Origin of the sequence: Paracoccus sp. MBLB3053 (assembly GCF_031822435.1) — a bacterium.
GTDB lineage: Bacteria > Pseudomonadota > Alphaproteobacteria > Rhodobacterales > Rhodobacteraceae > Paracoccus > Paracoccus aurantius.
This window is the reverse complement of the sequence record NZ_JAVQLW010000001.1, coordinates 2,332,178-2,350,890: the sequence shown is the minus strand read 5'-3', so window position 1 is coordinate 2,350,890 and position 18,713 is coordinate 2,332,178. Positions and strand designations below refer to the sequence as shown.

Genomic DNA, 18,713 nt, shown 5'->3' with positions numbered 1-18,713 from the left:
TCATCCGCCAATGATTATGAGCTCTTGCCCCGGCGGAATTGACCGGAGATCCGGCTCATCCCATGCGGTGCCGTTCCTGACAAGGTCGAAGCGGCCATCCCGCCCGACCAGCGTGATTTCCTCGGGTTTGGGATGCGCGCAGCCTTTGGCGCAACCCGAGACGTGAAGACCTGCCGATGGCGGCAGTTCGCTCGCCAGCGCGCGGGCCAGGGCGCGGGTCTCGACGCTGGATTGCGGGCAACCGGGCGAGCCTGTGCAGGCAGAGATCCGCAGGACCGGGTCGCTCGGGTCGGTGATCAGATCTGCTGAAGGCGGGGCGTTCCCATCATATCCCGGCAGAAACACCATCCGCCACGGGGTGATCCGCAAGATCGGCGCAAGTTCGGCAAGCGAATGCAGGTCATCGCTGCGCAACTGGCCGAAAGCCGCACCAACCAGCAGGCCCCCAAGGCCGAATCCCGGGCTTGCCGGGCGGGCCTCGGGATTGGGTGGCACCGCGCCCGCAAAACGCTCTGCAAGGCAGGCACCCGATGCAAGATGGCGTGCCATCCGACCACGCCCATCCGGCCCGACGCCGCCGGACTGGATGAACCAGCGCGCCAGATCCAGGGCAAGACCCACTGCCACGGGGGGATCGCTCGCGAGGCACCCAAGTCCACAACCGTCAGCGCGGACCACGAGGTTGTCGCCGCTTGCTTCGATGCGGATGTCGCCGCTGATCCCTGCAAGCCTGCGGAACGGCCCCGTATCAATGACGAAGCCGAACTTGGACGGCAAGCGCGACAGATCCTCGGCCGCCAGCCCCTTGCTCAGCAGCATGCAGATCTGGCCTTGCATGCCGTCATGTCCACAGCTTCGGAACGGGTCGATCACGATGTTCCGGCGCCCCTCGATCGCCGGATCGGCATCCAGAAGGCCAAGCGCTGCAAGCCCCGCTGCGACCTGATCGTAAGTGGCAGGGCTGACGCCACGCAATTGCAGATTGGCTCTGCTGGTGAGTTCGATGATCCCATTTCCGCAATTCGAAGCCAGGCTGGCCAGACCCTGCGCCTGTTCGGCGTTCATTTCACCGAAAGGGGGGCGGATGCGAACCACCAGCCCGTCGCCGGACATCATCGGGCGATGCGCGCCCGGACACCATCCACGGATCTCGGGCGCGCTCATTTGCCGGCTTCCAGCTCGGCGAGGATCGAATTCCGCCGGGTCTGCCAAAGGCCCGCCGCATGCAGCTCGGCAAATCGTGCCCGCATGGCCGCGAGGGCGAACGGATTGCTGTGCTCAAGGAATTCGGTAACGGCCTCATCCCCCAGCGTTGCGTGCCAGTAGAGATCGAAGAGATGTGGCGAGACGACGCCCGCAAGATGCGCGAATGCCGCCATGTTCTCGAGGGTCGCCGCAATCTCGGCAGCGCCCCTGAACCCGTGCCGTCGCATTCCCGAGATCCAGCCCGGATGGGTGGCCCGCGCGTGGACGACCCGCGCGATCTCTTCTGAAAGCAGACGTGCGCGAGGGCGCGCAGGATCGCGATGGTCCAGATGATAAAGCGTGGCCTTGCCCCCGGCGACGTGTTGCGCGGCGGAAAAGCCGGCCTCGTGGCTGGCATAATCCTCGGCCAGAAGCAGGTCGGATTCGGCGAGGTCTTGCAGATGGACGAAGGTGTCGGCCTGCGCGACCCGTGCCCGGATGGCATCATCCTCGCGCTGCGCGCGATCCCCGTCGATCGCCCAGGCCGAGGCGGCCAGCCAGGCCTCGCCCGCAGCGCGACGCCCCTCGGCTGAGTAGTCTTCCAGCAAGGGGCCCATCCCAAGTCCGAAGCTGCCCGGCGCCGGGCCGAACACGCGCGAGCCGCAGGTCCCGACATAGGGGTTCCATTCGACCTGCTCGTCGCGTTCGCCAAGCGCCCGGACCGCCTGCTGAAAGACGGTCGTGAGGGTCGGGAACACATCCCGGAAAAGCCCCGATACCCGCAGGGTCACGTCGATTCTGGGCCGCGAAAGCTCGGCAATGGGCAAGATCTCGATCCCGGACACCCGCTCCGACCCCTGGTCCCAGATCGGGCGGACCCCCAAAAGCGCAAGCGCCATGGCGAATTCCTCGCCCGCCGTCCGCATCGTGGCCGAGCCCCAGAGATCGACGATGACCCCCTTGGGCCAGTCGCCCTGATCCTGCAGATGACGGCGAACCAGCTCATCGGCAAGCCGAATCCCATGGGCATAGGCGGCACGGGTCGGAACACTGCGCGGATCGGTGGTGAACAGGTTGCGGCCGGTCGGCAGCACATCGCTTCGCCCACGATAGGGCGAGCCTGACGGGCCGGGCTCGATCCTGTGGCCGGAAAGGGCATCGATCAGGGACCGTCGTTCGCAGGCGGCGGAGGGCGTGGCTTCGAACGCCCCCTCCTGTGCCGGTGGGCGGCCCCAGACATGCAGTCCATCACCGAACTGGCTTTCCTTCACATCGCAGACGAAGCTGTCGATCCGCGTGATGGCCTCGGCCGGGGACACATTCGCAAGCATTCCGATATCCTGTTCAAGGCCAACGGCTTGGGCCTCGTCCATGATATCCAGCATCAAGCTTTCCCGTCGCCTCGGGTCAAGCCCATCGGCATTCGAGAACTCATCAAGCAGGTTCTCGATTCTGGCCAGCCTGTCGGGAAGTCCGGACTGCCGCAGGGGCGGCGGGATATGCCCCAATGTCACCGCGCCGATGCGCCGCTTGGCCTGCGCCGCCTCGCCCGGATCGTTGACGATGAAAGGATAGATCACCGGTAGCGTCCCAGTGAGGGCCTCGGGCCAACAGGAACCTGACAGGCCGACCGATTTGCCGGGCAACCATTCCAATGTGCCATGCGCGCCGATATGGATGACAGCATCGGCCTGATCCTGCAGCCAGAGATAGAAGGCGACATAGGCGTGGCGCGGCACGCGCGACAGGTCATGGTATTCCGTCTCGCGGCGATCCGGCGTGCCCCGTTCCGGCTGCAATGCGACAATGGCCTTGCCGCGAGATACGGCCGCGAAGGAAAAGCCATTCTCGTCGGCATCGGGGTCGCTCTCGGGCCTGCCCCAAACCTGTTCCAGTTCGGCACGAAGGGCATCGGGCAACCTGGACAATGCCTTGCGGTAGCGGGTCATCGGCCAGAATTCCCGATGGTGCTGCAGGGCCTGATCGAGCCCCCGACCGGAGCGGGTCGAATGGCCTGCCTCAACCAGATCATCCAGGATCGCCTCGGCCGAGGCGAGCGGGTCCAATCCGACCGCGTGCGCCATGTTCCATTCCCGGCCGGGATAGGTCGACATGACCAGCGCAATGCGCCGTTCGGCGGGCGGCAGCGTGGCCAGCCGGTGCCACGCGGCAACACGCGCGGCAATGGCCTCGATCCGTTCGATCTCGGCGCGGTGGCAAATATGCGCGAATTCGAGCTCTGCGTCCCGTCCGGTGGGTTCCTTGAACGAGGCGACGCCGGCAAATATCCGGCCATCCACTTCGGGCAGGACGACATGCATCGCGAGATCCGCCGGAGAAAGGCCACGGGTCGAACCCTGCCACGCCTGACGGTTCGATGTCGCAAGCGCAACCTGGAACACGGGAACCCCTGCCGCATCCAGAGGGGAAACCCCGGACTCGTCCGCGCCCGAGAAGGCAGTGGCATTGACGATCACGGTCGGGCCAAGATGTGTCAGTTGATCGGCGATCCAGCCCTTGGCCGTCGCGGATTTGAGCGAATTTGCGAAAAGGCCAAGGACGCGAAAGCCGCGATCCCGCAAGGCCCGGAAAAGCTCGTGGATCGGAGCGAGATCTGCCGAGACCAGGTAAGAGCGATAAAACACGACCATCGCCAACGGATGGGCATCCCCCTGCCCCATAGCCGCGCCATTCAAGACCCCCTCTTCAGGTGTCCATATGCCCCATTCCGGCAAGGCTTCGGTCTCGGCAAGGCCGAAAACCCCAAGCCCCGCAGCGGCGGCCAGTTCACCCAGCGCCGCACGTGCCGCCTTCGCGCCGCCCATGTCGCAAAGGCGCGTCAAGCGCCGCAATTGCTGAGCGGGCAAGGAAGATATCTCGTCCAGGCGGGGATCGGCCTGACCGTCCACGGGCAGAACGGCCAGGGCAATCCCATTTTCCCGGGCCAGTGTTGCGACCTGCTGCAGACCATACGACCAGTAGGAAACGCCGCCGATCAGCCGCACGAGAATGGCTCGCGCACCTGACAGTGTCTGCTCGACATAAGTATCGACCGAGAGAGGATGCTTGAGACTGGCCAGATTGGCCAGCCGCAGTCTTGGCAGTGGATCGTCAGACAGGCGGGCGTCATGCCAGCCAGCCGCGAAAGCCCCAAGGTCGCTGTCCGAGAAGGACAGCACCACCAGTTCGGCCGGGCTTTGCCCGAGATCCGTCGGCGTCTCGGTTTCCTCCAGACCATGGCTTTCGCGAAAGACGACATGCATAGTGAACTTGCCCTATTCGGCAGCCACTTCGCTGGGCACCAGAGCCGCGCGGATCGCCTCTTCGTCGACATCGTCATGCTCGGCGATCACCACGAGTCGGCTGCGGCGCTCCTCTCCCGGCATCCAGGCACGGTCGAACTGGTGGCGAACCCGCGCACCCACGGCCTGGACCAGAAGCCTCATGGGCTTGCCCTTCACCGCGGCATAGCCTTTCACCCGCAGGATATTCTGCGAGATCGCCAGCTCCTCGATCCGGGCGACAAGCCTTTCCGGGTTGTCGATTTCTGGAAAGTCGATCACGACGCTTTCGAAATCATCATGCTCGTGATCCGCCGCGCCGTCGTGATGCGAAGGGCGCGACGCCAGATCATCCTCGGCCGCGGCCCCAAGCCCAAGAATGACGCGCGGGTCGACCGCGCCTTCGGCCACCTCGAGCACGGGCAGAGGCCGGGGCGCCTCGGCATGGATCACGGCCTTGGCTTTTTCCACACCGTCGGGCCCCGCGAGGTCTGACTTGGTCAGCAAGACGATATCCGCGCAGGAAATCTGATCCTCGAAGACCTCCGAAAGCGGTGTTTCATGATCCAGGCTTTCATCGGCCAGTCTCTGGCGATCGACCGCAGCGACATCCGGCGCGAAACGCCCCGCCGCGACCGCTTCAGCGTCGGCAAGCGCGATCACCCCGTCCACGGTGATGCGCGAACGGATCGCCGGCCAGTCGAATGCTTTCAGGAGCGGTTTCGGCAAGGCCAGACCCGAGGTTTCGATCAGGATGTGATCCGGGCGTGGCTCAAGAGCCATCAGCGCCTCGATCGTGGGGATGAAATCATCCGCCACGGTGCAGCAGATACAGCCATTCGCCAGTTCGACGATGTTCTCGACCGGGCATTCCGGGATCGCGCATTGCCTCAGGATCTCGCCATCGACACCGACCTCGCCAAATTCGTTGACGATCACGGCAAGCCGCTTGCCGCCGGGATTACGCATCAGATGAGAGATCAGCGTCGTCTTTCCCGAACCGAGAAAGCCGGTGATCACGGTAACGGGAAGTTTCTCAAGATTGGCCATCAGGCGGTCTCCATGGGCGGTATGCGGGCAATACAGTTCTTGCGGAAATGCTCCGGGCGGTCGCGCCAGGCAACCAGCCCATCAGGCGTCACGAGATATTTCCGCGTTCCTTCGCGGATCATGTCAAGATCGACGCCCTCGTCGAGATTGCCGTAGATATAGGTCCAGCGGCCCGGTCCTCGCAACGCGATCGTGCAGCCGCGATTGCAGTTCGACAGGCATTCGACGGGGGTGATCTTGACTGCTTCGATACCGCTTTCGGAAAGGCGTCGATAAAGAATGCTGCCGGGACGTTCCTCGCCGCCGACTTCGTCGGCGCGGCGGCATTTCGTACAGACCAGTAGCTCGACTGGCGCGTTGTTCTTTGTCATCCGCCTCGCCCGGCAAATCAGGGAACGGGGACAATGGCGATCATGCGGCCCGCAAAGGCCGCCTATCCCCACCAGAACACCCCGTCCGGTTTCTCGCGTTCTGCTGGCAGGTCTCCCGGCTTGCGGATCTCGGAGCCCTGCTCCTGCGGTTGCCCTGCCTTCCCGAACCGCACGCGGCCAGTGACATTGGGCGCCCTCTCCGTTTACGGTCGCGGGGGCGGCTGCGCTCTGGACCTTGGTCTCGCGCATTCCCTTTTCACCTGTTTGCACAGGCACCAACCCGGCTGGTATGGTCCGCTCGGACCAAGACTGTCAAGCGCCAAGGACCTGCCATGGAAGACTCGACCCTTCGCCACAAGCACAAGATGCAGCGCATCAAGGCTGCCCGTGACGAGATGATGAAGACCAAGACCGGCGAAAAGGGCCTGGTCATCGTCCATACCGGACCGGGAAAGGGCAAGTCCTCGTCGGGATTCGGGATGGTCATGCGCTGCATTGCCCATGGCATGCCCTGCGCGGTGGTGCAATTCATCAAGGGCGATCGCGACACCGGGGAAAAAAGCTTCCTGCGCGACCGCTTCCCGACCGAATGCCGATTTTTCGTTTCGGGCGAAGGCTTCACCTGGGAAACACAGGACCGCGATCGCGACATCGCCGCCGCCCGGAATGGCTGGCGGATCGCGAAGGAACAGATCCTAGACCCCGAGATCCGTTTCGTGCTTCTCGACGAAATCAACATCGCGCTGCGCTACGATTACCTCGACCTTCACGAGGTGATCGACTTTCTGGTCAACGAAAAACCGGAAATGACGCATGTCTGCCTGACCGGCCGGAATGCCAAGCCAGAACTGATCGAGATCGCCGATCTCGTGACCGAGATGACCTTGGTCAAGCATCCGTTCCGCGCCGGCATCAAGGCCCAGATCGGTGTCGAGTTTTGATGTCATCGCAGCGAAACGAGATGGCCTGACCCATGGGCCGCGCATTGATGCTTCAGGGCACCGGCAGCAATGTCGGGAAATCGCTTCTGGTTGCGGGTCTGTGTCGGGCCGCGCGTCTGCGCGGGATCTCGGTTGCGCCGTTCAAACCCCAGAACATGTCAAACAATGCCGCCGTGACTTCGGATGGCGGCGAAATCGGACGGGCGCAGGCATTGCAGGCAATGGCCTGCGGGCTCGCGCCCCATACCGACATGAACCCGGTTCTGCTGAAGCCCGAAACGGATGTCGGGGCGCAGGTCATCGTGCAGGGCAAGCGGCTGACCACGGTCAGGGCAAAGGACTACGCTACGCTGAAGCCGCGATTGCTTGACCACGTGCTTGAAAGCTTCGACCGCCTTCGCACCGCGCATGATCTGGTGATCGTCGAAGGCGCCGGAAGCCCGGCCGAAGTGAACCTGCGCAGGAACGACATCGCCAACATGGGTTTCGCGTGCGCAGCCGACCTGCCCGTCGTGCTCGTCGGCGATATCGACCGAGGCGGCGTCATCGCCCAGATGGTCGGCACAAAGACCGTTCTCGATCCTCGCGACTCGAGCCAGATCGAAGGCTTTCTCATCAACCGTTTCCGCGGCGACCCGAGCCTGTTCGACGATGGTTATGCATTGATCGCCCGGACAACCGGCTGGCGCGGCTTCGGGGTCTGCCCCTGGTTCGGGGATGCATGGCGCCTGCCGGCCGAGGACGCCTTGGATATTCGTCCTCCGAGACAGGCCAGCGGATTGCACGTGGTCTGCCTTTGCCTTTCACGTATCGCGAATTTCGATGACCTCGATCCGCTCGGTCAGGAACCCGGCATCCGCCTGACCATGCTGCAACCCGGCAAGGCCATCCCCGGTGATGCGGATCTGGTGATCATCCCCGGAACCAAGTCCACCCGCGGTGATCTTGCCTTCTTGCGCGAACAGGGGTGGGATATCGACCTTGTCGCCCATCGACGCAGAGGGGGGCGTATTCTGGGTATCTGCGGCGGCTATCAGATGCTTGGCCGCGAGGTCGCGGACCCCGATGGCATCGAGGGAAAGCCCGGGGTCACGCCCGGTCTTGGCATGCTTGATGTTTCGACCGTGATGACGCCGGACAAGCGCCTGACCCAAGTGCGCGCGGTTCATGTCCCCACCGGGACCCCTTGCCACGGATACGAAATCCATGTCGGCAGAAGTGCAGGCCCCGACTGTCGTCGCCCCTTTGCCCGGATCGAAGCCCAGCCTGATGGCGCGATCAGTCCAGACGGGCTTGTCGAGGGCACCTATCTGCATGGGCTCTTTTGCGAGGATGGCTTTCGTCATGCTTATCTGGCGGGGTTCGGCATCGCTTCGCACAGGGGTTATGACGCGGCGGTCGATGGGGTGCTTGACGGGCTGGCCCGACATCTCGAATTGCATCTTGATGTTCCCGGCCTTCTCGCCCTGGCCCGATAGCCCCGGGCCAAAGCTCAGAACAAGGCGCAAAGCAAAAGCAGGGCCCCTGCCAGCATGACGACACGCCGGTAAAGGGAAAGCCCCTGCCCAAAATCCCTGGCCGTGGGGTTTGGCGCGGACCCGTTCAGCCAAGGCTCATGGGCGACGCGATCGCCATAGATCCTAGGGCCCGAAAGCCGAACGCCCAGAGCACCTGCCATGGCTGCTTCCGGCCAGCCCGCATTTGGCGACCGATGGTGTCTGGCATCCCGCCACATCACCCGCAACGCCGCACAGCAATCCCATGACGCAATCGCGAAAAGCACACCCGTGAGCCGTGCCGGAACAAGGTTCATCACATCGTCCAGCCGGGCCGCGACCTTGCCGAATGTTTCGTGGCGCGGCGTGCGGTGGCCAATCATCGAATCCATCGTATTGACCGCCTTGTAGATGGCAATGCCCGGCACCCCTCCGATCAGCCCCCAGAAAAGCGGCGCAATGACACCGTCCGAGCAGTTCTCGGCCAGGCTCTCGAGCCCTGCCCTGGCAACGCCCGCCTCATCGAGGCGCTCGGGATCTCGCCCGACGATCATGGCGACCGCCTTGCGGGATCGCGCAAGGTCACCCGCAGCCAGCGGGCCTGCCACAGCGGCGACATGCTCATGAAGGGATCTTGCCGCGACGAGCGGCCATGCGAGAATGCCGCCGAACACGATCCCCGCCCATCCCTCGGGCAAGAGTCGTTGAAGCATCGCGGCTGGCAAGGCCACGGCGATCGTGACGACGAGCACGGTAAAGGCACCGGCAAAAAGTCCGACAGCAGAATCTCCGAACCGGTTCATCTTTCGATCGAGCCAGTCGATCAGGCCCCCGATCCAGGTCACGGGATGCCCGATCCGTTCGAAAAGCCGATCGGGCCAGCCGAACAAAGCATCGACCAAAAGCGCCACCAGCATCATTGTGGCAAATGTCAATCGTGTCCCCCGGTAACAAAACGGATCACCCCGGTCATCCCCGACCGGGCAAGCGTCTCGGCGGCGCATCGCGGGACGGTGCCCGTGGCAAAGATCAATCCCCGTGCCGAGCCGGTATGCGCCCGAACATGGCCCAAGGCTCCGAGCCTTGCAGCAAGCTCGGCCGTGGGATCATGTGCCGGTCCCCGGAGAGCAGCGCAGCGTTCGGCCGATTGCGATGCGAGCCGGGCCGCTTCGGCGAGGTCAGGGCCGGCACGCCATTGCGCCACCAAATCGCTGACATCGGGAAATTCGAGATCCCGAGGATCGGTCCTTTGCGGCGCCCCCCAGAACCCACCGAGGATTTCGGCCTCGGGCGGCGGGGGCAGCGTTTCAAGCAGGACGGCCTCTCTCGGGGCCCAGAGAACCCGGTCGGGCGCTGGGAACATGAGAGGATCGGTCGCCCCTTCAACGGCAAGGCATGCTTTGGCAAGCTCGGCAGGATCGAAAGATCTGCCGTCCCGTTCGCCCGCGAGCGCCAAGGCGACCAGCGCCGCGGTCGAGGCCCCGGCTCCACCGCCGGGCGGCATCCCGGCCCTGAGCCGGAACTTCGCCGGCAAGAGATCGAGCGCACTGAAATGCGACGCAATCTGCTTGGGATCGAGCACATGCGGTTCCTGCAGGACGGCCAGTTCGCCCGCGCCAACGAGCTCCGCCTCGACCGCCAGATCCTTGCAGACCAGCGTTACCAGGGCAAGCTGGCCTTCCGGGCCAAGGCGGCCCTGTATCCATTCCCCGAAATGCCCTGAAACTCGCGCCACCATCCTATCCAGCCATCCAGTTCGTCGCACCGATGACGAAGCCTTCTTGCAGGCAGCCCAGGCGGGTCAGCGATAGCGGCGCGACCTCGAAACGAAGCCCAAGGCTGGGTTCGCCAAGTGCCATGCCGATTGCCGCCCGCACCGTACCGGCATGCGCGACGACTGCAACAGGCCCCAGCTCGATCGCGCGCATGGCATGATCGAGGATGGCCGGCCCTGCGCGTCGGGCCATGTCATCAAAGCTTTCGCCCCCCGGAGGGCGATATGCGGCAAGCTCCCTTCCCTCCAACGCGCCGATATCGGGAATATCTGCAAAGGGCATGCCTTCATGGGCACCGAAATCCTGCTCCCACAGGCGTTGATCCTCAAGCACCGGGCGATGCGGAAACAGCCAGTCTGCGGTAAGGCGACAGCGTCGGGCGGGACTTGAGACAATGATCCGACATCCCCCGAGAAGAGCTCTGAGACGCTCAGCCTGCGCATCTCCGGGCAGAATCGCTCCGACGTCGCTCCGCCCGGCCAGCCGCCCGGCATGATCCGAGGGAGCATGGCGGATCAGGACAAGCTCGTTGGCGCCAGGTTGCATTCTCTAGGTAAATCCGATCGCTCCGCGCCTGATTTGCACAACGGGCCGGCAAAGTCGATGATGTTTCGGACCAGGCGGATCGTGCTGCTCTGCCGCTCCGTCATGGTTTGGCAATGTGGGTCCTTTCGGAAGCAGTGGAAACAGCGTGGCGCCTGCAAGGTCGATGCGGCAGCCGTTCCCCCAATGAACCGAAACGCACGAGCGCGTGTGAAGACATGAATTCACTCTGCCGGAAAAGCTGTGAAAATCGGCCTCGGCGAGCGCTTCAACGGCATGCCTACCAAGTCAGGAAAGATGGAAGGGCAAACAAGTCACCCTCGATGGACCGGCATTTGGCCAATTTCTCAGCCCATGCCCCCGCCACAGGCCAAACCCGCATCAAGTCAATCGCGATGTCCTCGGCGTTGTTACGATCAGTTCCGACCGAAGTGTTTGATGTACTGTGGAGCGATGATCCGAATTTCATGACCTGAGGCCTCGAACTGCCGCTGCCGGAAAACGGCACCGATGCAGACTTCGGTCCAGATCCCTCAGGCCGGGATCTCCTCAGGGTCCAGGACAGCTTCTTCCGCCACACGCCTCGGAGGAGGAATATCTCTCCTTAGGCTTTACAGACCCGCATTGCGCGTCTGTGAGCGGCGTTTCCACTTCCGAAGCGTTGGTATCGAATCCAACATACCAGACAGGACCAAACACGCGCTGGCGCCGGAGAGAAAAATTGGACAGCTGGCTGCGTCAAGAGGATCTAAAATCTATTTGAATCAAGATATTGGTGAAAGGATGATCATGCGCTATCTCGTGGACAGCTGAAAGTCGCCAAGATTATCGCAATTCAGTCACTTGATGCCTGAAATGGGCTCGACGTGACGCATTCTTGGTAGGCGCGGAGGGACTAGCCGCATGTCGAAATTATCATGAAAAATCAACGACAAGGTGTCCCGCCTGCCCTGCTGCTCGCGCATATAAGAATCAATGGGTTAGATGGCAGGTGTCCCGAAGTTGGACGTCCTCCTTCGACCTGGCCTTGACGATCACCAGCGCGGGGATTGTTGGGCTCTGGCGCCGGACTGAACAGACCTTTGCCGAGCCGCAGCCAACTGGCAGGACCGGCCCAATGGCGCCGCACCTAAATAGGACACGAGCTGCAGCGCAGCATCACGGAACCGGACGTTCAAGCCTTGCGTAACGACTGGTAAGGAGGATGCTTCACCTCCAAAAACGAGAAGGCATAGAGCATGACCCTGTTTCTTGGTTACGACCCAGGCGGAAAAGGAAAAAACGGTGTCGCGGCGATTCAGGTAGTTTCTGGTGCGCCAAGAGTTGTGGACAAGGCGACTGTTCGCGATGCAACCGAGGCACTGTCTTGGCTTGAGTCACATTCAAGAACAGCGGTTGCACTCGGCATAGACACTCTCTTGGCCTGGTCCCCCATGGGCGGGCGGGCCTGCGATAATGCTCTACGACGTAAGTATGGCGGCAACTCGATTGTGGCGCAGAACTCCTTATACAGTTCCATGACCCTGAATGGCGCGATTGTCGCCAAGCGGCTTGGATTGCCGGTCTACGAGAGTCACCCTAAGCTGTTGCTCCGCGTATCCGGCGAGAATGCAATCCGTGAGGCCTATCAAGACGCAGTGGCCAATTCGGGAGCAGATCATGAGGGTGACGCGATCGTGGCGGCGTGGTGTGCAGCCATGGGGCACAATCGAAATTGGACTGTCGATCTCTTCGCGGATTTTGAAGATGACATAGAACTTGTCGTGCCCGGAGCTCGCTACCCTTGGTTTGAGGGCCTATAAGACATCCCAGCCCGGGGCATCAGCAGGCCAAAGCTGGACGTTGACGCGGCCGGCCCTTAGCTGCCACACGGCCGCTGCCGGGCGCTTCCTTGCAACATCCCCAGACCAGACGTTCGTGCTTGCCGCGGCGCGATTGACCAAGCACAGTCTACTCAGGGGATGGAGGTGGAGTCCGCTGCTCGAACGCGATGATCTGCCCAACGGCACCTGCCGCTGAAGTCGCAGTATCGTTTCGTGGGCGGATTAACAGGGTTATGATGATACTATGATGATTAAGATATCGCACCAAATCGAGCATGTTCATAGTTGTAGTGAGACGGAAGTCGCAAATATCGTAAACTGCTGGGTGAGGTTTAACCACTGCAAGCACGAACTCCCATTCAGTGCGTCGTCAGCAGACCCCGAGCCTCACGGTCGAAAGCTCTATGAACGCATACGATCCGGCGAGTTTGGAGAAATCCACCCATACGGCAGTTTCGCTAGCGATTTTTGCAGAGTGACTAGCCCGAGAGAAATTTATCTGACGCCAGAAACATTTGGCTTTTTACGTCAGGGAATTGAAGAAGCTAATCTTGAGAACTCACGCGGCACACCACGCGGTATTGTCCTTGTCTGGAGTGCCCTATTGGAAATTGCACTTGGCGAGGTCATCCGGTTTAAACTGCCCGGCGTTAATATGGCAAAGACACTGGGTGGGAAAATTAACCAACTACACAAGAAGGGAGCCTTGTCGGATGCCGATGATTATAATGACTTGGTAGCCATCAGGGACATAAGGAACCACGCCGCCCACAACCTTCGGTTCTCGCATTTTGAGCATCTGAGCGAAGATAAGGATGCATTCCGCGCGTATCGTCAGCTCTATGCTGGATACGCCGAGGAAATGTATTATGAGGTTGCCGATCTTCTTTTCATAGCCCGAAATGTATTCAGTGTTTCGTGCCTGGGGGCAATTGAACGAGCGTGGCGCCTCAGAACTGGATGATCGTTATTGATGCCGATTAGTTCGGAAGCTGTAGCGAAGAGGCACGTCGCTCTGTGGACAGCCGCTTTGCCCTCTTAACGTCGACGAGCCGCCCTTGTCGACGACAAAGGCGCGCGGCAACCTCTTACCCGCGGACACGGCCCATTGCGGTCGTTCGCGATACCGCGAAACGCCGCGGTGCGGCCTTCGCAAAGCGGACGCTTACTGTGCAGTAACCTGGGATGTCACGGCTTTCTTTGGGTGTGAGCTTGATCGATCGATGCAACAAACTCAAGTTTTTGACCTCTTGACGAGCTTAACTTAGCTGCCAAACTCAATATCGTATTGGTCGCGCTCTGATACAAACCCCTTTCATTATCGGGGCAGTAAAATTTGCTGCCTCGCGCGCCATATTTTTTGTAGACTTTCCTAATACCCAAGTGATCACACAAGTTCGAGATTATCTTTTCCAAGCTATCTCTCTGCGAAAGACCTGTGTATTTAGAAGAGGTAGAAAAACTTCCACCAGGCTCCCGACTCACTGTAATTTCCACCATTATTCTGCCCCTTTCATTTTCTAATTTCCTCATCGTCGAGCTCTTTGCTCCGAGTTAAGGTTGGCCCAAAACTGACTTCCGACAGAATATGGTGAAATCAGGCAGGCGGATTCAACACGGGATTGGTCGATACAATCGTGAGTGTCCGAGCACCACGTGTCAGCGCAACGTAAAGCTCCTTTCGCGATAATGTCGTTGCATCCAGAACGATGGCGTGGTCGTACTCCAGTCCCTTGACAAGAAGCGTCGTGCCAATTTGCCGAAGATGGCCAACCGGCCGCCCCTTGAAACGAAACTCACGTTGGTATTGCTCTACGGCTTCATCACATGACAGTTCGGGGTGCATCGTGTGTTTCTGTAAGACACCGAGGACGCGGTTAAGAAGGTCGGCTCGCGTCACGTTCGTCTGTGCAAGGCCCTTGATTGCCTTCAACAGCTCCGCAAGACCGGCGCTATTGGGACTACTCAAGTATTCATTGGCGATCTTGGCAACTTCGGGACTGCGGGTAGCTGCGCGAATAGTGACCGCTTCCCCCCGGATGGTGCCGGCCGGTAGGTTCGCATTTACATGGGTCATACACTTTCCAGCAAACGCGATGGCTTCTTGAAGCCGGCGGCTATTGCTGTCAGCAGCAGTCATACGGCGGAAGAACGCAAACATATCACGCCCCTCAACCTCCTCAATTGACGAGTACCGCCCAGACAAATTTTGCGACAGTCGATGGCATCTCGCCTTGAAATCCTGACTGCCTTTGTGAATGGCAATGACCGTATGTTTTGGCCCGCAATTGAAATAGCGGCATGTGTTAACCTGTGTTCGCAGAAGATCTTGCGGTACATTTCTTGCCCCAACATACCTGACCCCTTCAGGCAGACGTCGCCTAAGATCTATTTCCGTTCCGTTTTCAAGATTTGTGCGAACGTTGCGTAGCCACTCTCCGAGTTGACCTGCACCTGCTTGGGCCCAACGATGTGGGACATCAAGCTGGCCAACCTGTGCGAAGACGCCCTCAATATCACGAGCCCAGTCGACTGGCTGTTGCCCTCCGAAATCGAATATTCCCTGAAGTGGATCACCCAACACGCGGCAGGGGAGATCCCGGGAAATTTTCATGACGATAGCGTGCTGGCTAACTGAACAGTCTTGGTACTCATCCACGTAAAGGCCGACATATGACGAACGGATGATCCGTCTAACGAACTCATGATCGAGAAAGTCACCAACGGCGGCATAAAGTGCATTCCATTGTTCGTTATCTGCAGGCCGTTCAATGGCCCAGCCAGAAGTATGTCTGTAGGAAAGACACAAATGCAGCGCCCAGCTCGCAATGGTATCGACGTGGAACTGCTGCTCCTTGACCCCTAAAGTTCGCAACTTTCGCCTGATGGCATTCACGCCGGCATAAGTATGCGTCAAGATAAGTTGTCGACCATCTGAAAGCGCTGTCGCTTCAGCTATGAGGTGTGTCTTCCCGAAGCCCGCAGGGGCCACAACATAACCCGGACCTCTATGCTCTGCGAGGGCTCTCGCAAGGTCACACATGGTCAACCCATTGCCGCAAGCCACTCAACTTTTGAACCAAATCACTTGCACTAATATCTCTATTTTCCAAAGATGCGGCAACTTCGTTGGCCCAGATCTGGCCAAAATCTTGGCGTTTGAACCAGCCCTTATCTTTTGCGGTTCGTCCAAGAGCATCTCTCAACTCCGGCGTATCGACCCATTCTGCAAAATTGGGTTCAAATCCGGCGCCGAAACGAGCCTGAATCTGAGCAATTAACGAGGTGTCATTTCCAATAATGGCACGAGCCGCGCCGAATGAAGACATGACGCCATCCCAAGGTAAATCGCGAAAAACGCGCTCTTCAATTGAGAGGCCGTCGCTCCATTTGGCCACGAATATTCCATTGGCGCGCAGTTCTTCCGCATGGGCGTCGCTGAAATGAATATCTTCGTCTGAATCGGCCAAGACGGCAACGTTGTATCCAAGCTCTTTCAATCCCGAGGCCGTAGCTCTTATGTTTCCGGCACCATCAGCATCGAAGAGGGCAACCCCAAGATAGGCAAACGCCTCTAATCCGCGGTCGTCAGACCAGTGGCCATCCAGACCCCGCAGAAACCCAACTTCAGTTGCGCCTTCACATACGATGATGTTGGGAGCGAGAAAGGCCTCAGCGCCTGATCTAATTTTCCCCTGCATGAGGTCTGAAATACCTGGCTTATTTGCCTCAATAACCTCAACGCGATCGGCGTTCCAATGGACGACATGGAGATCTGCGATTGCCAGTTCTCTGAGCACTACCGGAGAATGCGTGGTTAGAAAGTACTGTCCAGAGGTATCATCCTTTAAGTGTTTCAGTAGGCGGGCAATGCGATGCGGTTCGAGTCCAACTTCCACCTCGTCGAACAGAGTAGTATGAGGTGCCATAAGGGCCTGTTTTTGCATGCCGGTACTCAACATTCTCTTCGAACCCAAACCCAAAAGGCGCAGTGGGATATCACCGTCATGCAATGCCAGGCCTGCTACACGAACGTTGATTGCGTCGGCATCGAGGTGTGCATTGAAAGATGATTGTACCGCAACGCCCAGAGAACGCGCGGTAATCTCAGCCTTCGCGGCTACGGCGTCGAAAGCGTTCAGGTCTTCAGTGCGGCGTGTCTCCAGTGCTGCTTTGGCAGCCCGCGCTGCGCCTGCGAGAGATGAGTTTATGTTCCCTGTCTCTGTAAGCTGGCTCAATATCGAGCCGCGGGACCAAGTTAGGTGTCGGTCCGACGTCGTTCCAATAAGGTTGACAGATACTTTGGCCCTGTCTGCGGCCTTGAACTGCATACCGGCAGCATCGGCGTCTTTGATGACAGACCAAATGGGCTCGAGATCTTCACCGACTGACAGACGAACCGTCAATGCGTCTTCGAGGCCTTCTCCTGGATCTTCTACCCTGCTACCGGTCGCAACGTCCCATCCACTGAGCCAGTGTCCATATTTCTCAAGATCTCTGAATTCGTCAGGAAGGTCCCCAAGCACGGCCTCAATGAGAACGTGATTTTCTGGTCTGCATTGGTAAAAATCAGCATCGTCAAAAGATAAATTCCAATGCGGATGAAACAAGCGCCGAACGGCTTCGAGGAGCGTGGACTTTCTGGTGTCACCACGACCAACTAAACAAAGGAGCTTTCTGTCTGGAATAATCCAGTCAAGTTCACGGATGCCCCGAAAGTTCCTTATTTTTAGATGTCGAATGCGCATTACTCTGAAACATCCTTTTGAATCAAATCAGCTATTCTGAATCAGTCTTAGCCTGCGGCACGGCTATCAAGATGTCCAACGAGAATGTCTGCTTCGAACACATAACATAGCCGTGTTCGCTTCAACAGCGAAAGTCAGCTCACCGCCCTGCTCGACGGATGCTGCATGGAGCACGAACGCGAGCAATGGCGCAAGTCCGGCCCTTGGTGGGCAACTAGCGGCTCACCTCAGCTTGGCCTTCGCCAGATTTCCAGCCTCTCCGTCGTTAGCCTTGGTGTCTCCATCGCTTCAGGCACGGATTTCGTCGCATAGACCGGAAGTCCGGCAAGCGGCTCGTCGTACGACGTCTATACGGGATTGCCGACGTTCGGAGCCTCCGTCATGCAGGGATGGACTAAGGACGAACGATTTTAAAGTTCGATAAAGAGGTTGGATTCGTGCTTTTTTCCAACTTTTTTGTCAAAATTGCGCCGCCCTTTGCAAGGCCAGTTGGGGACAAAGACCTTACCCAGCCTAACTGCCTTACCCGGCCTAACTGCCTTACCCGGCCTAACTGCCTTCTCAGTCTCACTGGGGGCGGCGAGCTCTAAGACTTGCCCTTTACGCGTGATCTCGGGCACTCCCGTGCTATCTGACAAATGGATAGCCTCGCCTGTAATACCCGTCACTACCGTGTAATGGATGACATCGCGATCACCAGATTTCTTGCCTAAATCCGTTGGCTCAATGAGGGACACGATAACGCAAAAGCCGGGCTCGTCAGCTCGCTCCCGAAATAACGCCTCTAGCTCGTCAGCCTCAGGATCTTCGATGGGCTCTCTCCACTCACGCCAACTCAACTTAACAAGAAGTTCGTTGTATGGATCTTCGTCTATTCCGTAGCAGATCGAAGCGGCGAGGTCCCAATCCTGGCTGGCCTGCATTGTATTCATGGCCAGCCTGAAAGGGATCGAAGCTTCGTCGAGCTCATCGATCTCACCCCGGACATACATTGCGTTGATTGCAGCATAGATGCCGCAAAGAAAGTCAAGAGAGCCTTGCTGTAAGGGAAAATCTTCCACCATAAACTTAACCTCGAGGAATAGATTGTGTAGGGCCTACACGACGATGTGCCCCGACGAGTGCGGAAGGATCAGCGACAGATTTCCGTTGAAGATGTTTACCAACGCGAAAGTCAATCTCGCTTCGAGGAATACGGAAGGCGTGCCTGTCGCAATATGAAGGTGGAATTGCAAGTCTGCTTTGGGTCGTCCTTCAGCGCTGGGATCGCAACCCGCATGGTGGACGAAGCGAGATCTTCGGACAATGCCAAAATTCGCCTTCGCGAAGGTCTGGGCGGCAAGCTGAACTTCGCTGCGCCGGACCCAAGCGTCATTCCACTTGGCAACTGGTAGAAACCTGGCGTCTTGAGGTTCTCGGCAGGCGCTGCATCCGAGATCTCTTGTCCATTTCGCCAACTTCCCGACTCACGTTAGCAATGACAACAATGGCCTTGTATCG

General features: G+C 59.4%; 14 protein-coding genes and 1 riboswitch. Of the genes, 4 read left to right on the top strand and 10 right to left on the bottom strand.

Features of this window, described 5'->3' with window-relative positions; all coding sequences use genetic code 11:
- Genes cobG through RGQ15_RS11725 form a run of 4 tightly spaced genes read right to left on the bottom strand, consistent with a single transcriptional unit; the run spans position 1 to position 5,887 of the window.
- Positions 1-1,164 (bottom strand): precorrin-3B synthase, encoded by a 1,164-nt coding sequence (gene cobG, locus RGQ15_RS11740; protein ID WP_311160411.1) that lies wholly within the window; start codon positions 1,162-1,164, stop codon positions 1-3.
- Positions 1,161-4,448: a cobaltochelatase subunit CobN gene (cobN, locus tag RGQ15_RS11735; protein ID WP_311160410.1), complete on the bottom strand. Its 3,288-nt coding sequence runs from the start codon at positions 4,446-4,448 to the stop codon at positions 1,161-1,163. Before cobN ends, cobG begins: the two co-directional genes overlap by 4 nt.
- 12 nt (positions 4,449-4,460) lie before the next feature.
- Entirely contained in the window at positions 4,461-5,516 is a 1,056-nt protein-coding gene (cobW, locus tag RGQ15_RS11730; protein WP_311160409.1) for a cobalamin biosynthesis protein CobW, read from the bottom strand.
- On the bottom strand, positions 5,516-5,887 hold the full coding sequence (locus RGQ15_RS11725; protein ID WP_311160408.1) for a DUF1636 domain-containing protein: 372 nt from the start codon (positions 5,885-5,887) through the stop codon (positions 5,516-5,518). The genes cobW and RGQ15_RS11725 overlap by 1 nt, the downstream gene beginning before the upstream one ends.
- Positions 5,888-5,975: 88 nt before the next feature.
- Positions 5,976-6,180, bottom strand: a riboswitch (cobalamin riboswitch).
- 39 nt (positions 6,181-6,219) lie between these two features.
- Here RGQ15_RS11725 and cobO point away from each other — a divergent pair.
- Together cobO and RGQ15_RS11715 are read left to right on the top strand one after the other, a co-directional pair.
- On the top strand, positions 6,220-6,828 hold the full coding sequence (cobO, locus tag RGQ15_RS11720; protein WP_311160407.1) for a cob(I)yrinic acid a,c-diamide adenosyltransferase: 609 nt from the start codon (positions 6,220-6,222) through the stop codon (positions 6,826-6,828).
- A 32-nt stretch (positions 6,829-6,860) separates the two neighbouring features.
- A complete protein-coding gene (locus tag RGQ15_RS11715; RefSeq protein WP_311160406.1) occupies positions 6,861-8,306 on the top strand; it encodes a cobyric acid synthase in 1,446 nt (481 codons plus the stop codon).
- A gap of 14 nt (positions 8,307-8,320) precedes the next feature.
- On the opposite strand, the gene cbiB is transcribed toward RGQ15_RS11715, so the two are convergent.
- From cbiB to RGQ15_RS11700, 3 genes are read right to left on the bottom strand one after another with little or no spacing between them, the layout of a single operon-like run.
- The gene (gene cbiB / locus RGQ15_RS11710; protein ID WP_311161083.1) at positions 8,321-9,244 is read right to left on the bottom strand and encodes an adenosylcobinamide-phosphate synthase CbiB; all 924 of its coding nucleotides are present in this window, start codon (positions 9,242-9,244) and stop codon (positions 8,321-8,323) included.
- 11 nt (positions 9,245-9,255) lie between these two features.
- Positions 9,256-10,059 carry a GHMP family kinase ATP-binding protein gene (locus tag RGQ15_RS11705; RefSeq protein WP_311160405.1) on the bottom strand — a complete coding sequence of 268 codons (804 nt, stop codon included), beginning with the start codon at positions 10,057-10,059 and terminating at the stop codon, positions 9,256-9,258.
- Between the two features lie 4 nt (positions 10,060-10,063).
- Positions 10,064-10,645: a histidine phosphatase family protein gene (locus RGQ15_RS11700; RefSeq protein ID WP_311160404.1), complete on the bottom strand. Its 582-nt coding sequence runs from the start codon at positions 10,643-10,645 to the stop codon at positions 10,064-10,066.
- 1,235 nt (positions 10,646-11,880) lie between these two features.
- Here RGQ15_RS11700 and RGQ15_RS11695 point away from each other — a divergent pair.
- Together RGQ15_RS11695 and RGQ15_RS11690 are read left to right on the top strand one after the other, a co-directional pair.
- On the top strand, positions 11,881-12,444 hold the full coding sequence (locus RGQ15_RS11695) for a hypothetical protein (protein WP_311160403.1): 564 nt from the start codon (positions 11,881-11,883) through the stop codon (positions 12,442-12,444).
- A 268-nt stretch (positions 12,445-12,712) separates the two neighbouring features.
- Positions 12,713-13,429, top strand: a complete 717-nt coding sequence (locus RGQ15_RS11690; RefSeq protein WP_311160402.1) for a hypothetical protein — start codon at positions 12,713-12,715, stop codon at positions 13,427-13,429.
- Between the two features lie 633 nt (positions 13,430-14,062).
- Here RGQ15_RS11690 and RGQ15_RS11685 read toward each other — a convergent pair.
- From RGQ15_RS11685 to RGQ15_RS11675, 3 genes are all read right to left on the bottom strand, one after another.
- A complete protein-coding gene (locus RGQ15_RS11685; RefSeq protein WP_409201319.1) occupies positions 14,063-15,382 on the bottom strand; it encodes a UvrD-helicase domain-containing protein in 1,320 nt (439 codons plus the stop codon).
- A gap of 118 nt (positions 15,383-15,500) precedes the next feature.
- Positions 15,501-17,213, bottom strand: a complete 1,713-nt coding sequence (locus RGQ15_RS11680) for an ATP-dependent nuclease (RefSeq protein WP_311160400.1) — start codon at positions 17,211-17,213, stop codon at positions 15,501-15,503.
- A gap of 410 nt (positions 17,214-17,623) precedes the next feature.
- Positions 17,624-18,277 carry a hypothetical protein gene (locus RGQ15_RS11675; RefSeq protein WP_311160399.1) on the bottom strand — a complete coding sequence of 218 codons (654 nt, stop codon included), beginning with the start codon at positions 18,275-18,277 and terminating at the stop codon, positions 17,624-17,626.
- Between the last annotated feature and the right edge of the window lie 436 nt (positions 18,278-18,713).

Excerpts from the sequence above, each read along its gene's own strand:
- RGQ15_RS11690 (WP_311160402.1), top strand. The coding sequence starts at position 12,713 with ATGATTAAGATATCGCACCAAATCGAGCATGTTCATAGTTGTAGTGAG.
- cobO (WP_311160407.1), top strand. The coding sequence starts at position 6,220 with ATGGAAGACTCGACCCTTCGCCACAAGCACAAGATGCAGCGCATCAAG.
- RGQ15_RS11725 (WP_311160408.1), bottom strand. The coding sequence starts at position 5,887 with ATGACAAAGAACAACGCGCCAGTCGAGCTACTGGTCTGTACGAAATGC.
- RGQ15_RS11675 (WP_311160399.1), bottom strand. The coding sequence starts at position 18,277 with ATGGTGGAAGATTTTCCCTTACAGCAAGGCTCTCTTGACTTTCTTTGC.
- RGQ15_RS11680 (WP_311160400.1), bottom strand. The coding sequence starts at position 17,213 with ATGCGCATTCGACATCTAAAAATAAGGAACTTTCGGGGCATCCGTGAA.
- RGQ15_RS11700 (WP_311160404.1), bottom strand. The coding sequence starts at position 10,645 with ATGCAACCTGGCGCCAACGAGCTTGTCCTGATCCGCCATGCTCCCTCG.
- cobW (WP_311160409.1), bottom strand. The coding sequence starts at position 5,516 with ATGGCCAATCTTGAGAAACTTCCCGTTACCGTGATCACCGGCTTTCTC.
- cobN (WP_311160410.1), bottom strand. The coding sequence starts at position 4,448 with ATGCATGTCGTCTTTCGCGAAAGCCATGGTCTGGAGGAAACCGAGACG.
- RGQ15_RS11715 (WP_311160406.1), top strand. The coding sequence starts at position 6,861 with ATGGGCCGCGCATTGATGCTTCAGGGCACCGGCAGCAATGTCGGGAAA.
- RGQ15_RS11695 (WP_311160403.1), top strand. The coding sequence starts at position 11,881 with ATGACCCTGTTTCTTGGTTACGACCCAGGCGGAAAAGGAAAAAACGGT.
- cobG (WP_311160411.1), bottom strand. The coding sequence starts at position 1,164 with ATGAGCGCGCCCGAGATCCGTGGATGGTGTCCGGGCGCGCATCGCCCG.
- cbiB (WP_311161083.1), bottom strand. The coding sequence starts at position 9,244 with ATGATGCTGGTGGCGCTTTTGGTCGATGCTTTGTTCGGCTGGCCCGAT.